Below are 13,321 nucleotides of genomic sequence, written 5' to 3' on the forward strand. Positions count from 1 at the left end.
CAGTTAGTCTCCATAAACACAAATATAAAAGATGATCAATGTAATTGTAAGTTATACTGTCCCGCCTGAATTTGTACAATCCAACAAGGCTAATATTCAGAAATTTCTGAATGATTTTAAAAACCTGGATCAGTCTGATTTTGAATATAAGGTTTTTGTAAAAGAAGATGGTGTTACTTTTGTACATTATTCAAACTACATTAATGAAGAGGTTCAGAATGAGGTTTTGAATGTTCCGTCTTTTAAAGAATTTCAGAGATTAAGAGATGAAAGCGGACTGAACGGTTCCCACAAAGTAGAATTTTTACAATCAATAATATAAAAAACAAAATTCCGGAGTGATTATCCCATTCCGGAATTCGAAAATATAACATCTATGGAAGAGCAAAATTCAAATATATGGTGGCTCAACGAAGAGTCTGAGCAGATGTTGAACAGAGGATATCTGTTAAAAGGTGAAACGGTAGATGGAGCTATCGACAGAATCACCACTGCTGCTGCGAAAAGATTATACAAGCCGGAGCTTCAGCCGGCGTTTAAGGAAATGATCACAAAAGGATGGATCAGCTTCTCCTCTCCTGTATGGGCAAATATGGGAACACAAAGAGGTCTTCCTATCTCTTGTTTCAATGTTCATATTCCGGACAGTATTGAAGGGATCACTCACAAAATGGGAGAGGTAATTATGCAGACCAAGATTGGTGGTGGTACTTCAGGATATTTCGGAGAACTCAGAAACAGGGGAACTGCAGTAACTGACAACGGAAAATCTTCAGGAGCTGTTTCATTCATGAAATTATTTGATACTGCAATGGATGTCGTTTCACAGGGAGGAGTAAGAAGAGGAGCTTTTGCTGCTTACCTTGATATTGACCATGGAGATATTGAAGAATTTTTATCCATTAAAGATATTGGTAGCCCGATTCAGAATCTGTTTACAGGAGTATGTGTACCGGATTACTGGATGCAGGATATGATTGACGGTGATATGGAAAAACGTAAAGTCTGGGCAAGAGTATTGGAAAGCCGCCAGCAAAAAGGGCTTCCTTACATTTTCTTCACAGATAATGTTAACCGTAATAAACCACAGGTATACAAAGATCTGGGTATGACAGTTAATGCAAGTAACCTTTGCTCTGAAATTATGCTTCCTTCCACAATGGAAGAGTCTTTCATCTGCTGTTTGTCTTCAATGAACCTTGAACTTTATGATGAATGGAAAGATACCGATGCCGTAAAACTGGCAATCTATTTCCTTGATGCTGTTTTATCAGAATTCATCGATAAAACTGAAGGTAACTATTACCTGCAGGGGGCAAGAAATTTTGCAATGCGTCACAGAGCCCTTGGATTAGGAGTATTAGGATATCATTCTTACTTACAGAAAAATATGATCCCGTTTGAAAGCTTTGAGGCGACCCAGTTCAATGCAAGAGCTTTCAGACATATCAAAGAACAGGCTGAGCAGGCTTCAAAAGAACTTGCCAACATCTATGGAGAGCCAGAAGTACTTAAAGGATATGGACTGAGAAATACCACTACAATGGCTATTGCTCCTACTACTTCAAGTTCTGCAATTTTAGGCCAGACTTCTCCGGGAATTGAGCCTTTTGCTTCCAACTATTATAAAGCAGGTCTGGCTAAAGGAAACTTTATGCGTAAGAATAAATATCTGGCTAAACTGCTGGAAGAAAAAGGACTGGATAATGAAGAGACCTGGAGAACGATCATGCTGAACCACGGTTCTGTACAACATCTTAATGAGCTTACTCCTGAAGAAAAGGCAGTGTTCAAAACCTTTAAAGAAATTTCTCCTATGGAAATTATTTCTCAGGCAGCACAAAGACAGCAATATATTGATCAGGCACAGTCTCTGAACCTTCAGATTCCTTCCACAATGCCTGTAAAAGATGTCAACTATCTTTATATTGAAGCATGGAAGAAAGGGGTAAAAACACTTTATTATCAAAGAAGCTCATCTGTATCAAAAGAAATGATGGTGAACTTTGTAACATGCTCAAGCTGCGAAGCATAGCCCAAATAATAAACATACTATAGTAACAAAAGCACACCATATGGTGTGCTTTTGTGGCAAAATACAGGCATTACATCCAACGGTATATATACTATTGAAATTCTTTTTTAATATATCGCTGGGAAAAAATGCTTAATTTTAAACATTAAATCGCTCAATATGAAATTCGGACAAGTAGAAGATCCTTCAAAAATAGATTTTACACTTCCAAAGGATCACTCCAGAACCAGGGAAATTCTGAATCGTAATAAGAAAGGATTGGAAAACATTTCTATCGGCTGCGCGAAATGGAATAAAACTGATCTTAAAGGCTTTTATCCCAAGGGAACAAAAGATGAACTCACCTATTATGCCACACAGTTTAATTCTATTGAACTGAATGCCACATTCTACGGAATGCCCACTCCTGACCAGGTGAAAACCTGGAAAGAAAAAACACCGGAAAATTTCAAATTTTTCCCTAAAATCACCAATACCGTTTCTCATTTCAGAAGGCTTATTGATGTTACTGATCCGGTGACACATTTTGCTTCTGCAATTATCAATTTTGATGAAAAACTGGGAATGGCATTTCTTCAGCTTCATGATAACTTTAAACCAAAAGATTATGACAGGCTAGAAAAGTTTGTAAAGGAATGGCCTCAGGAAGTTCCCCTGGCAATTGAACTTCGAAATACAGAATGGTTTACCAATGATGATATCCTGAATACAACCTGTGAACTTTTTGAAGCATATAATATCACCAACATAATTGTCGATACTGCGGGAAGAAGAGACATGCTCCATATGAGGCTTACGACTCCGAATGCATTTATCCGTTATGTAGGAGCTAACGCAGAAAGTGATTATGAAAGGTTAGATGACTGGCTGGAACATTTAACACAATGGAAAAAAGAAGGTTTGCAAAACCTTTACTTCTTTGTTCACCAGAATATTGAAAAAGCTTCTCCACTATTATCAGCGTATTTCATAAAAAAAATGAATCAGGAATGGAAAACAGATATTCATATTCCTCAAATGGCTACAGAAAGCACGGGTTCTTTATTTTAAATCTATCCGCAGTTTGCAGCTTTATAAACATATGCGAAATTTAACACCTGTTTTTTATTTCCCAAATATATGAAATAAATATTTTATCCTAACTGAAAATTTTATACATTAGCAAAAGTATATCTCACACAATAGTGTATACTTTTGTAATCATGGAAAATGAAATCTGCAGAATCAGTATTGCCACCGGCTGGCTTGATGATGAATATATATTTTATGAAAATGGTACCATAAAAAGAAAGTATGATAATGACAGCCAGCATTTAAATCTTAGTGAATGGCTCAAACCAGCCCAAATAAGCAAGCAGAATAAAGATAAATTAATTAAAAAATGTCCTGAGGAACTGAAAGAATATATTATGCAAATCCTGGACTATCCTTAACAAAATAAAAAAGTAACCGGTATCGTTGAACCGGTTACTTTTATTATGATTTATTTTTTCTCAGGATCAATACCAGATTGAGAAATAAAAGCAGAAAATCCAATGTGATCCAGATGCCAAGCTTTGTATTTTCGTAATTATAGGCATCCACCTGTTTTTTTGCAGCATCGGAAAGCTTTACACTCTGGTTGATATAATTTTGTACTTCTACAATCTGATCAATATTTTTATTTGGAACAGCATGCTGGGAAAAATACACCAGATTCTTTTTACCCAGATAACCTATAATCCAGTATTCGTCTGACTTATCCATTTTCAGGTATTCAATTCTATAATATTCCGGGCGGATCTTTCCAATATGCTTAGGCTCCAGCGTTGTAGTATTCTCCATTTTATTAACATTAATAAGATAGAAGTCCAGAGGCTGCGGAAGTTTATTGATTACCTGAAGTCCTACAGAGTTATCTACAAATGCTACTGCACTCTTTTTAATAAACCAATATGCAAAGATTGAAATAGAGAAAACAAGTGTCAGGATACGAAACAGTTTAGCCCATTTTGCCATCCTTCCCGATTTTATCTTGGAAAGAACCAAAGAAAGCACACAAGCCCAAAAGATAACAAAAATGATAAATACCATGCTGCAAAGATACTGATTTCAGATTTTTCAGGAGCGTCTTAATCCACATTCCATTCTTTATAGAACTGATCAAGAAAACCAAGCATATAATTATGTCTTTCTTCTGCTAATTTTTTTCCACTTTCTGTATTCATCAGATCTTTGAGAAGTAATAATTTTTCATAAAAATGATTAATGGTAGTACCATTTGATTTTTTATACTGTTCTTTTGACATATTCAGATCCGGCTTGCTCTGAGGATCATACATGAGATTATTTTTAAATCCCCCGAAGTTAAAAGTTCTGGCAATACCAATTGCTCCAATAGCATCTATACGGTCCGCATCCTGCACAATCATAAGCTCTACAGGTGGATTTTGAGGAGCGCTATCCCTGTTTTTAAATGATATGTTCTCAATAATAAAAAGAACTCTTTCTATCGTCTCATCAGAAACATTGCGTTTTTCCAGGAACTCCCGGGCAATTTTTGGAGCTATTGTTTCATCTCCATTGTGAAATTTGGGATCAGCTATATCGTGAAGAAGTGCGGACAGCTCTACTACTTCTTTATTACAGGCTTCAGTTTCTGCTATCTTTCTGGCCAGCTTCCAGACTCTTTCAATATGAAACCAGTCATGCCCCGCTTCTGCCCCTTTCAATTTTTCCTTTACAAATTCTACTGTGCTGTCAATTGTACTTTTCATCTGTCTATCAGTTCGTTTAAAATTATGTTCCAGAGTTTTTTATTATAGCTCCTAAAAAAATTAACATGACCAATTTCCTTCTTGTCGGATTCAGAAGTCCGTATAAGCCTGTATGTTGGTTTGAGATTAGGATACGTGTCATTTAATAAACTGAGCACCCCTTTTTCGGTAAGCCACACATCATCTTCAGCCCGGATTACAAATACCTTCTGTTTTAAATTTTTGGAATAATCATCAATTTTCTCCAACAACCGGTTGGTTGATTTCCTGTTTAAAATTAAGGTTCTCCAGTCATATGCGCAATTTTTTGGAAGACTTTCTCCAAGTCCGAACCAATTTGCCGGGAAATACCCAAATAATGAGGTTGTTAATGGCTGAACAATTCCAAACCCCAGATAAGCTTCAATTTTTGTCCTCGTTCTAAGATGCCCGACAAAAGCATTCTGAGTACCTACAAAAATCAATTCTTCAAACATTTCAGAATCTTTATTCATTCCTAAAATTAGTGCTCCTACAGAATGTCCCAGGCAATATTTCTTATAGTCAGGGAATTTCCTCCTGATATATCGGGTCAGTTCTTTATAATCTTTTGAGCCCCATAATCTCATGGATCCATGAAATCCTCTCATATTTTGAGGTTTGGATAAACCTATACCGCGATAATCATAAGTAATAACCGTAAATCCGTGGTCTGAAAAATATTGGGCAAACGAAAAATACACCTGCTGTTTTACACCTGTTGCAGAATTAATAAGCAATAGTTTTCCATTGCTTTTTTCGGGCATGAAAAGATGAGCAGCAAGAGGAACATGGTCTTCTGTGGTAAGTATTAGTTTTTCCATAGTAAAAAGAAAAAATCCACTATAAAAGTGGACATTTTCTTTATATTTTTATATTAAGTTTCGAATATTTGATATGCCTTAAATAATTTAAAAATTAAAGTCAGATATTCTTGGCAATCCTGTTTGCGATCCTTTACCTCCGGAAACTCTTGATGAAACCTCATTTCCAAATTTCACACAGTCTTCAATAGAATTCCCATGACAAAGAGCTACGGCAAAGCCTGAAGTAAAGGCATCTCCCATTCCCATTTTATAAACTGTACTGTCTTTATCATTCCTGTAATATTTCATTTCAGTACCATCAAAATAAATAGTGGAATTTGTATCATCCCTTACAAAAACTTTATTAAAATATTTCTTAAGGATCTCTTCTCTTTTTTCTTCACCAAAAATAACATGTAACTCACTGCTTTTTGCAACAATGAAATCCACATTTTCAATAATATCATTACTGATCTTCATCGCAGGCGAAGCATAAAGGCCTACTTTCTTACCGTATCTCTTGGCTTTTTTTACCGTATATTCCACCACATCCATAGAAACCTCAAGCTGAACAAGCACAAGGTCTGAAGTAGTAAAATAACGGTCAGCTTCATCTACATGTTCTTTATTCAGATACTTATTTGCTGCAGGAACTACTACAATAGCGGCATTTCCATCGCAGGTGGTCACATAAGCTGTTCCTGTAGATTCTTTATCTGTTTCATGAACAAAACCTACGTTTACATTTTCACTCACAAGATTCCTCATGATCTGCTGCCCCAGCGGATCCATTCCCACGCAACCGATGAAGTAAACACTTGCTCCCAGCCGCGCTGTTCCCACTGCCTGATTCGCCCCTTTGCCACCAAAATAACTATCTGAATTAACAGCCAGTACTGTTTCATTTGGCAAAGGAAGTTTTTCGGTTTCTAAGACCAGATCTATTGATGAGCTGCCTACAACAATAATCTTAGGTTGTTCTGAGGAGAAATTCATTGTGTTTAAATTTTATTTACAATTTATATCTTGTGAAATTACTGATTCAAAAATAGCCAATTTTAATTAACTTATCTCAATAAATTCAGTAATTATCTTCACCGGCAATTGATCTTTATCATAAGCAATGTAACTGGCATAAAACCCTTCTCCATAACCGGTTTCAAAAGCGAATATAGTTCCTGGGAGTTCACCTGACGGCTTTAAAAAAGCATACTGATCTATTGCTCCGTTTTCATCAAAGAAATATTCATGGAAAAATTCTTCATAGATTCCCATAAAGTCCACTCCTTTGTTACGATATAATTTTTGTTCTAATTCATTAAGACTGTTTTGGGTATCTGCATCCATAAAACAGCCCATTCCGCTCTCTACAGGATAACCGAAGACCTCTCCTTCTGCCAGATCTTTGATATTCTGACCAGCTGTAGTAGCCAATTTCCATTCATCAATTTCAGAAGTACTGAATATGATTTCCGTATAAGCCACACAGTTACTTTCTCTTTCTTTATGTATTATTACCGGAAATTTTCCTTTTGGAAACTCTGTAGAAAAAGGCATCATATCATTCGTAATCAAAGGATCACAGGCTACAAGCTTACCACTGGAAAGATAAATTTTCCCAACTTCAAAACTTTCTAATAGTGGGCTTTCCACAAAGTCTTTTGAAAATAACTTTTGTATGTTTTCAATGTGTGTCATTTTTCATCTTTTTAAACCATCAGGCTGGATACAACTTCTCTGTCTGTACCCAGCCCGATATTAAGACAACGAATTGTCTATATTTTAAATTTACAAACTTTTCAGCTTCTCTTCCAAAATCGCAATTTTGTCAAGTGCATCTTTTTGCTTCTTACGTTCCGTCTCTACTACTTCAGGTTTGGCATTGGCAACAAACTTCTCATTGGATAATTTCTTTTCAACTGAAACAAGGAAACCTTTTAAATATTTTAATTCTTCTTCGGTCTTGGCCTTCTCTTCCCCTAAGTCCAGATTCTCACTTAAAGGAATAGAGATTTCAGTAGCTCCAACAAGGAAAGTAAAACTAGGCTTATCTGTTTTTTGTCCGAAATGAATACTTTCAATATTAGCCAATTTCTTTATAACTGCTTCATTGGCAAACTCAGATGCATTTGTATAGACTTCTACGGTTTCTCTAGGTGAAATTCCTTTTGTCTGACGGTAATTTCTAACCCCTGAAATCAATTCTGCAGCTGTTTCAAAATTTTTAATAATAGTATCATCAAACACACCGGCCTCTTTCTGCTGAGCAATGACTAAAGCCTGATCCAAACTTCTTTCCGAAATAGTTTGCCATAATTCTTCTGTTAAGAAAGGCATAAAAGGATGAAGTAACTTCATTAATTCTTCAAAGAAATATATTGTTTTATGATAAACTTCTTTAGAAATTCCTTCTCCATAATTTGGCTTGATAGCCTCAAGATACCACCCGCAAAAATCATCCCAAATTAGTTTATAGATCAGATGAAGGGCATCAGAAATTCTGAATTTTTCAAATTGATCATTAATTTCAGCTATTGTTTTATTCAATTTGTTTTCGAACCATTCTATCGTTTGAATTTCTGTCGAATTAGGCGTTTTATCTTCGTGATTCCACATATTGATCAGACGGAATGCATTCCAGATCTTTGTCATGAAGTTTCTTCCCTGAAGCATCAGTTCTTCGTCAAAAAGAAGATCATTCCCTGCTGCAGAACTCAACAGAATTCCTACACGTACGCCGTCAGCCCCATATTTATCCATAAGTTCAAGAGGATCAGGAGAGTTCCCCAGAGACTTGGACATTTTTCTTCTTTGCTTGTCTCTTACAATTCCTGTAAAATAAACATTCCTGAAAGGAACTTCTTTTCGATATTCCAGTCCTGCCATAATCATTCTTGCTACCCAGAAGAAAATAATATCGGGTGCGGTAACCAGATCAGAGGTTGGATAATAATACTGGATTTCTTTATTTTCAGGATCATTCAGGCCATCAAATACGGACATTGGCCATAGCCAGGATGAAAACCAGGTATCTAAGGCATCATTATCCTGCTTAAGGTTTTCTTGTGTTAATTCATTATTTCCCGTTTTTTGTTTTGCCAGTTCCAGAGCTTCTTCTTTCGTTTCAGCAACAACAAAATCTTCATCACCTGTACCATAGTAATAAGCAGGGATTTGCTGCCCCCACCACAGCTGACGGGAAATATTCCAATCACGGATGTTCTCCATCCAGTGCTTGTAAGTATTTTTAAACTTCTCAGGATAGAACTTTACCTCATCATTCATAACCACATCCAGAGCCGGCTGGGCAATTTCAGACATTTTCAGGAACCATTGTACTGAAACTTTAGGTTCAATAACAGCACCTGTCCTTTCTGAAGTTCCAACTTTATTTACATAGTCTTCCGCTTTCAGCAAAAGGTCTTTTTCCTCTAATTCTTTTGCGATCTGCTTTCGTACTTCAAATCTGTTTTTCCCGGCATAATGCAGACCATGCTCATTAAGATTTCCATCATCATCCAGAGCATCAATCATTTTTAACTGATGTTTCTGACCGATTTCATAATCGTTTGTATCATGCGCCGGAGTAATTTTCAGTGCTCCTGTTCCAAATTCTATATCAACATACTCATCTTCAATGATCGGAACGACTCTGTTAACAATCGGGACAATCACGTTTTTACCTTTTAAGTGAGCATATCTTTCATCATCAGGATTAATACATACGGCAGTATCCCCGAAAATGGTTTCAGGACGTGTGGTAGCAACTGAAAGAAATTCTTCAGATCCTTCAATCTTATATTTAAGGAAGTATAGCTTCCCGTTCTGTTCTTTGAATATTACCTCTTCATCTGAAATATTGGTTTTTGCCTCAGGATCCCAGTTAACCATTCGGTAACCTCTATAAATCAATCCTTTATTATACAGGTCTACAAAACTTTTGATTACCTGTTCTGACAATTTCTCTTCCATTGTGAAGCGGGTTCTGTCCCAGTCACATGAACATCCCAGTTTCTTCAGCTGCTCAAGAATGGTCCCTCCGTATTTATGAGTCCATTCCCAGGCATGTTCCAGAAACTGCTCACGGGTAATGTCTGATTTACTGACTCCCTCAGACTTCAGTTTAGCAACAACTTTAGCTTCAGTAGCAATTGAAGCATGATCTGTTCCCGGAATCCAGCAGGCATTAAACCCGCGCATTCTTGCACGACGGACCAGAACATCTTGAATGGTATTGTTCAGCATATGTCCCATGTGTAATATCCCCGTAACATTTGGTGGAGGTATTACCACAGTATATGGAGGTTTATCATTAGGCTCTGAATGGAAATATTTGTTTTCCAACCAGTAGTTATACCATTTTTGTTCTGTTTCCTGTGGATTGTACTTTTCTGAAATCTGCATAAATTCTATTTCTTTGGCTTGCAATTTGCAAAAATAGTCTAAAGAAAAAAATTTTTAAGCATGAATTAAAATAATTTTTAACTTTGTTTCACAAAATTTATCTAACAAACATATTAACATTCAAGAATATGAAGAAATTAATCGCAGGAATTGCATTATTCGGAACATTTGCTCTGGCATCTGCACAAACAATTACGTTTGATAAAACTACTTATGACTATGGTACTATTAAGCCTAATGCTGACGGTACAAGGTTCTTTACAGTAACAAACACAGGAGATAAGCCTTTGATCATATCAAATGTAAAGCCTTCTTGCGGATGTACAACTCCTGAATTCAGCCAGGATCCGATCATGCCGGGAAAATCTGCTAAGATCAAAGTGGGATACAACACTGCTCTTAATGGAGGATTCAACAAAATGATTGAAGTTTTCTCTAATGACCCTGCAAACAGCAGAAGTGTAATTTATATCAAAGGTACAGTAGATGCTAATGCACCTGAGCCAAAAGTATTGACTCCTGCTGAGCAGAAAGAAGCTGCAAAAGCAGAGAAAAAAGCTGCAAAAATCGCTAAAAAAGCTGCTGCAAAGTAAGCTTTACAAAAGAAATAAAAATACCGCCCCGGATGAGGCGGTATTTTTATTATATTTATAATAATCAGATTGTTCAGAAGTTCTGATCTGTCATATTTAAATTTAGCAAAACATTAATTTCACATATTATATGGACACCAATTTCTCAGATGACTTTCAGATAAACGGAAAATTCTCAATAAAAAAAGCCCCTACATCTTATGATGGAAAACTTACCAAAGAAGAAGGAGCTCAAATGCTGATTCAGGAAAAAGAAAAACTCCGGGAGCTGCAGGAAAAACTCTACGCAGATGGCAGCAAGTCTCTTCTGGTAGTACTACAGGCTATGGATGCTGCAGGAAAAGACAGCATGATCGAACATGTATTTGGTGGTGTGAATCCGCAAGGCTGTAATGTTACCAGCTTTAAGACCCCTAGTTCCAAAGAATATTCCCACGACTTTTTATGGAGACATTACCTGGCTTTACCCCAGAAAGGGATGATAGGAATCTTTAACCGATCTCATTACGAGAGTGTTTTGGTCTGTAAGGTCCATCCTGAATATAACCTTAGTGAAAAAACATGGTCTTCTGTAAAGGATTTTGACAATGCATTCTGGGAAAACCGCTATGAAAGCATCAGGAATTTTGAAAAACATCTTTCACAGAACGGAACAACAATCATTAAGATCTTTTTAAATGTTTCAAAAGATGAACAGAAAAAGAGACTTCTGGACAGAATTGATGAACAGGAAAAAAACTGGAAGTTTTCTGCCGGGGATCTGCCGGAAAGAGCCTTATTTGATCAATATATGAAGGCTTATGAAACAGCCATAAATGAAACATCAAAAGATTATGCGCCGTGGTATGTGCTTCCTGCTGATAACAAATGGTTTGCAAGGGTTGCCGCCATACAGATCATTATTGATACACTGGAAAAAATGAATCTTAAATATCCTTCACTTTCCGAAAAAGAAAAACAGGAATTAATTGATTCAAAAAAAATACTTGAAAATGAATAATAAAAAACCTCAATCAATTAGATTGAGGTTTTTCATTCCGGATTTGGAAATCAGGAAAATCACGAGAAAATCTATAAGCCGGATTCTGTACTTCCGAGGAAGTGCCTGTTATTTATCTACGTCTTACATTGCTGCAAGACTTGAGCTGATTACCCCTCGGTTTTCAGGACGAGCCACCCCTATTTTCATTACTGAAAAGAACCGATATACTTACCATTGCACCACAAAGAGTTTACCTGGTTTCACTACAGCCGAACTGTACCTGCTTTCTGTTGCACTTGTCCTACCCTCACGGGTGACGGATGTTATCCGCTTTGCTGCTCTACGGTGTCCGGACTTTCCTACCCCTGCCGAAACAGGAATCAACAGGCCGACCTTCTCGAGATAGCAAAGATACATAGAATTTCAGAAAGCCAAAAGAAGGAAAAAGGATATTAATCCGTTTATTTTTAAAAGCTCACGGGCAAATCCGTTGCTTTCTCTGCCTTATTCTATTATTTTCTTCATCAATTACCACATTATTGTTATCTTCGTGCCATTATATATCTATGAATTCCAGAGAAAAAGAATTTGCGCAGCTTATTAAAGATAATCAGGGCCTGATTATTAAAGTATCGCGCTTATACACCAATTCTCTTGAAGATGAAGAGGACCTTTTCCAGGAAATTGTATTACAACTATGGAGAAGCTATGATTCCTTCAAAGGAAATTCCAAAATTTCTACATGGATGTATCGTGTAGCCCTTAATACAGCAATAACCCTCTTCAGAAAAAAAAGCAAAAGTCTTCCTACAAACGAACTGGATATCAACCATAAGGATTTTGTAGAAGATGATGATGAAAAACAACAACAGATATCACTTTTATATACTGTAATCAAAACTCTTCCTAATATAGAAAGGGCCATTGTTATGATGTATCTTGACGATCTGCCTTACAAGGATATTGCAGAAAACCTTGGAATCACCGAAGTTAATGCACGTGTGAAAATGAACAGATTAAAGAAAACCCTTAAAGAACAGATGGAAAAATATGCCTGAATTTGATTTAGACAGCTTTAAGAAAACCTGGCAGGAACAACCTGTCCAGCCAAAATATGACAACAGTGAAATCCTTCAGATGCTGAATAAAAAATCACGTAACTATGTCAAATATATTTTCTGGATAAGTGTTGTGGAATTCTTATTCTTTTCTGTCCTTGGATTATTTTATTTCTTTCAGGAAGAAGAGTCAGAAAGTTTTCGTAAAGTGCTTGAAAGACTGGGAGCACAGGGATCTGCTGAGGTTGAAGATAACTTCAGCCACGCCTATTTGGCGATAAAAATATTAAGCTTACTGATCACGGCTTACTTTGTATTGAAATTTTACCAGAATTACCGTAAGATAAAAATTGAAGAAAATCTTAAAGGATTTATTACAAGAATTATTAAATTCAAAAAAACAGTAAATGCATTTATTCTGATCAGTATTGTATTGCTTCTACTCTTCACCTGTGTATTAATTGCTTTTATATTTTATACTCTAAATTCTCAGAACATCCAGCCTACCCAATCCAACCTTATCATCATCATTGTTGGAATTACGGTCAGCAGTCTTCTTGCAGTTTCTATGATCTGGCTGTATTACAGATTAGTATATGGCAGTATTATCAAAAAGCTTGACAAGAATTTAAAACAATTAAAAGAGATCGATTTACAGGAAAATTAATA

General features: G+C 36.3%; 14 protein-coding genes and 1 other RNA gene. 8 read left to right on the top strand and 7 right to left on the bottom strand.

Annotation, left to right across the window (positions count from 1 at the left end):
- The first annotated feature begins 31 nt into the window (after positions 1-31).
- The 4 genes from DRF59_RS15515 (at position 32) to DRF59_RS15530 (ending at position 3,468) form a co-directional block, all read left to right on the top strand.
- A complete protein-coding gene (locus DRF59_RS15515) occupies positions 32-322 on the top strand; it encodes a hypothetical protein (RefSeq protein ID WP_115962137.1) in 291 nt (96 codons plus the stop codon).
- A 54-nt stretch (positions 323-376) separates the two neighbouring features.
- Positions 377-2,035 carry a ribonucleoside-diphosphate reductase subunit alpha gene (locus tag DRF59_RS15520; protein WP_115962140.1) on the top strand — a complete coding sequence of 553 codons (1,659 nt, stop codon included), beginning with the start codon at positions 377-379 and terminating at the stop codon, positions 2,033-2,035.
- A 159-nt stretch (positions 2,036-2,194) separates the two neighbouring features.
- A complete protein-coding gene (locus DRF59_RS15525; RefSeq protein WP_115962143.1) occupies positions 2,195-3,085 on the top strand; it encodes a DUF72 domain-containing protein in 891 nt (296 codons plus the stop codon).
- Positions 3,086-3,237: 152 nt separating this feature from the next.
- Entirely contained in the window at positions 3,238-3,468 is a 231-nt protein-coding gene (locus DRF59_RS15530; protein ID WP_115962146.1) for a hypothetical protein, read from the top strand.
- Between the two features lie 43 nt (positions 3,469-3,511).
- Here the strand turns inward: DRF59_RS15530 and DRF59_RS15535 are convergent, their stop codons facing one another.
- The 6 genes from DRF59_RS15535 to DRF59_RS15560 form a co-directional block, all read right to left on the bottom strand.
- On the bottom strand, positions 3,512-4,033 hold the full coding sequence (locus tag DRF59_RS15535; protein WP_167456686.1) for a hypothetical protein: 522 nt from the start codon (positions 4,031-4,033) through the stop codon (positions 3,512-3,514).
- A 113-nt stretch (positions 4,034-4,146) separates the two neighbouring features.
- Complete coding sequence (locus DRF59_RS15540) at positions 4,147-4,791, bottom strand: HD domain-containing protein (protein ID WP_115962152.1); 645 nt, start codon at positions 4,789-4,791, stop codon at positions 4,147-4,149.
- Positions 4,788-5,633, bottom strand: coding sequence for an alpha/beta hydrolase family protein (locus DRF59_RS15545; RefSeq protein WP_115962155.1), 846 nt, complete (start codon positions 5,631-5,633; stop codon positions 4,788-4,790). Before DRF59_RS15545 ends, DRF59_RS15540 begins: the two co-directional genes overlap by 4 nt.
- 87 nt (positions 5,634-5,720) lie before the next feature.
- Positions 5,721-6,611, bottom strand: coding sequence for a ribokinase (locus DRF59_RS15550; protein ID WP_115962158.1), 891 nt, complete (start codon positions 6,609-6,611; stop codon positions 5,721-5,723).
- Between the two features lie 66 nt (positions 6,612-6,677).
- Positions 6,678-7,313 (bottom strand): DUF4241 domain-containing protein, encoded by a 636-nt coding sequence (locus DRF59_RS15555; RefSeq protein WP_115962161.1) that lies wholly within the window; start codon positions 7,311-7,313, stop codon positions 6,678-6,680.
- Between the two features lie 90 nt (positions 7,314-7,403).
- Positions 7,404-10,019, bottom strand: a complete 2,616-nt coding sequence (locus DRF59_RS15560; RefSeq protein ID WP_115962164.1) for a valine--tRNA ligase — start codon at positions 10,017-10,019, stop codon at positions 7,404-7,406.
- A gap of 128 nt (positions 10,020-10,147) precedes the next feature.
- On the opposite strand from DRF59_RS15560, the gene DRF59_RS15565 reads away from it, so the two are divergent.
- Together DRF59_RS15565 and DRF59_RS15570 are read left to right on the top strand one after the other, a co-directional pair.
- Entirely contained in the window at positions 10,148-10,612 is a 465-nt protein-coding gene (locus tag DRF59_RS15565) for a DUF1573 domain-containing protein (RefSeq protein ID WP_115962167.1), read from the top strand.
- A gap of 130 nt (positions 10,613-10,742) precedes the next feature.
- The gene (locus tag DRF59_RS15570; RefSeq protein ID WP_115962170.1) at positions 10,743-11,612 is read left to right on the top strand and encodes a polyphosphate kinase 2 family protein; all 870 of its coding nucleotides are present in this window, start codon (positions 10,743-10,745) and stop codon (positions 11,610-11,612) included.
- 58 nt (positions 11,613-11,670) lie between these two features.
- Here DRF59_RS15570 and rnpB read toward each other — a convergent pair.
- An RNA gene (rnpB, locus tag DRF59_RS15575) (RNase P RNA component class A) lies at positions 11,671-11,994 on the bottom strand.
- A gap of 166 nt (positions 11,995-12,160) precedes the next feature.
- Here rnpB and DRF59_RS15580 point away from each other — a divergent pair.
- Positions 12,161-12,652: an RNA polymerase sigma factor gene (locus DRF59_RS15580; protein WP_027374652.1), complete on the top strand. Its 492-nt coding sequence runs from the start codon at positions 12,161-12,163 to the stop codon at positions 12,650-12,652.
- Positions 12,645-13,319, top strand: coding sequence for a beta-carotene 15,15'-monooxygenase (locus DRF59_RS15585; RefSeq protein ID WP_115962173.1), 675 nt, complete (start codon positions 12,645-12,647; stop codon positions 13,317-13,319). The genes DRF59_RS15580 and DRF59_RS15585 overlap by 8 nt, the downstream gene beginning before the upstream one ends.
- Positions 13,320-13,321: the final 2 nt, after the last annotated feature.

Origin of the sequence: Chryseobacterium flavum (assembly GCF_003385595.1) — a bacterium.
GTDB lineage: Bacteria > Bacteroidota > Bacteroidia > Flavobacteriales > Weeksellaceae > Chryseobacterium > Chryseobacterium flavum.

Excerpts from the sequence above, each read along its gene's own strand:
- DRF59_RS15530 (WP_115962146.1), top strand. The coding sequence starts at position 3,238 with ATGGAAAATGAAATCTGCAGAATCAGTATTGCCACCGGCTGGCTTGAT.
- DRF59_RS15535 (WP_167456686.1), bottom strand. The coding sequence starts at position 4,033 with ATGGCAAAATGGGCTAAACTGTTTCGTATCCTGACACTTGTTTTCTCT.
- DRF59_RS15525 (WP_115962143.1), top strand. The coding sequence starts at position 2,195 with ATGAAATTCGGACAAGTAGAAGATCCTTCAAAAATAGATTTTACACTT.
- DRF59_RS15585 (WP_115962173.1), top strand. The coding sequence starts at position 12,645 with ATGCCTGAATTTGATTTAGACAGCTTTAAGAAAACCTGGCAGGAACAA.
- DRF59_RS15515 (WP_115962137.1), top strand. The coding sequence starts at position 32 with ATGATCAATGTAATTGTAAGTTATACTGTCCCGCCTGAATTTGTACAA.
- DRF59_RS15520 (WP_115962140.1), top strand. The coding sequence starts at position 377 with ATGGAAGAGCAAAATTCAAATATATGGTGGCTCAACGAAGAGTCTGAG.
- DRF59_RS15570 (WP_115962170.1), top strand. The coding sequence starts at position 10,743 with ATGGACACCAATTTCTCAGATGACTTTCAGATAAACGGAAAATTCTCA.
- DRF59_RS15555 (WP_115962161.1), bottom strand. The coding sequence starts at position 7,313 with ATGACACACATTGAAAACATACAAAAGTTATTTTCAAAAGACTTTGTG.
- DRF59_RS15545 (WP_115962155.1), bottom strand. The coding sequence starts at position 5,633 with ATGGAAAAACTAATACTTACCACAGAAGACCATGTTCCTCTTGCTGCT.
- DRF59_RS15540 (WP_115962152.1), bottom strand. The coding sequence starts at position 4,791 with ATGAAAAGTACAATTGACAGCACAGTAGAATTTGTAAAGGAAAAATTG.
- DRF59_RS15560 (WP_115962164.1), bottom strand. The coding sequence starts at position 10,019 with ATGCAGATTTCAGAAAAGTACAATCCACAGGAAACAGAACAAAAATGG.
- DRF59_RS15580 (WP_027374652.1), top strand. The coding sequence starts at position 12,161 with ATGAATTCCAGAGAAAAAGAATTTGCGCAGCTTATTAAAGATAATCAG.
- DRF59_RS15565 (WP_115962167.1), top strand. The coding sequence starts at position 10,148 with ATGAAGAAATTAATCGCAGGAATTGCATTATTCGGAACATTTGCTCTG.
- DRF59_RS15550 (WP_115962158.1), bottom strand. The coding sequence starts at position 6,611 with ATGAATTTCTCCTCAGAACAACCTAAGATTATTGTTGTAGGCAGCTCA.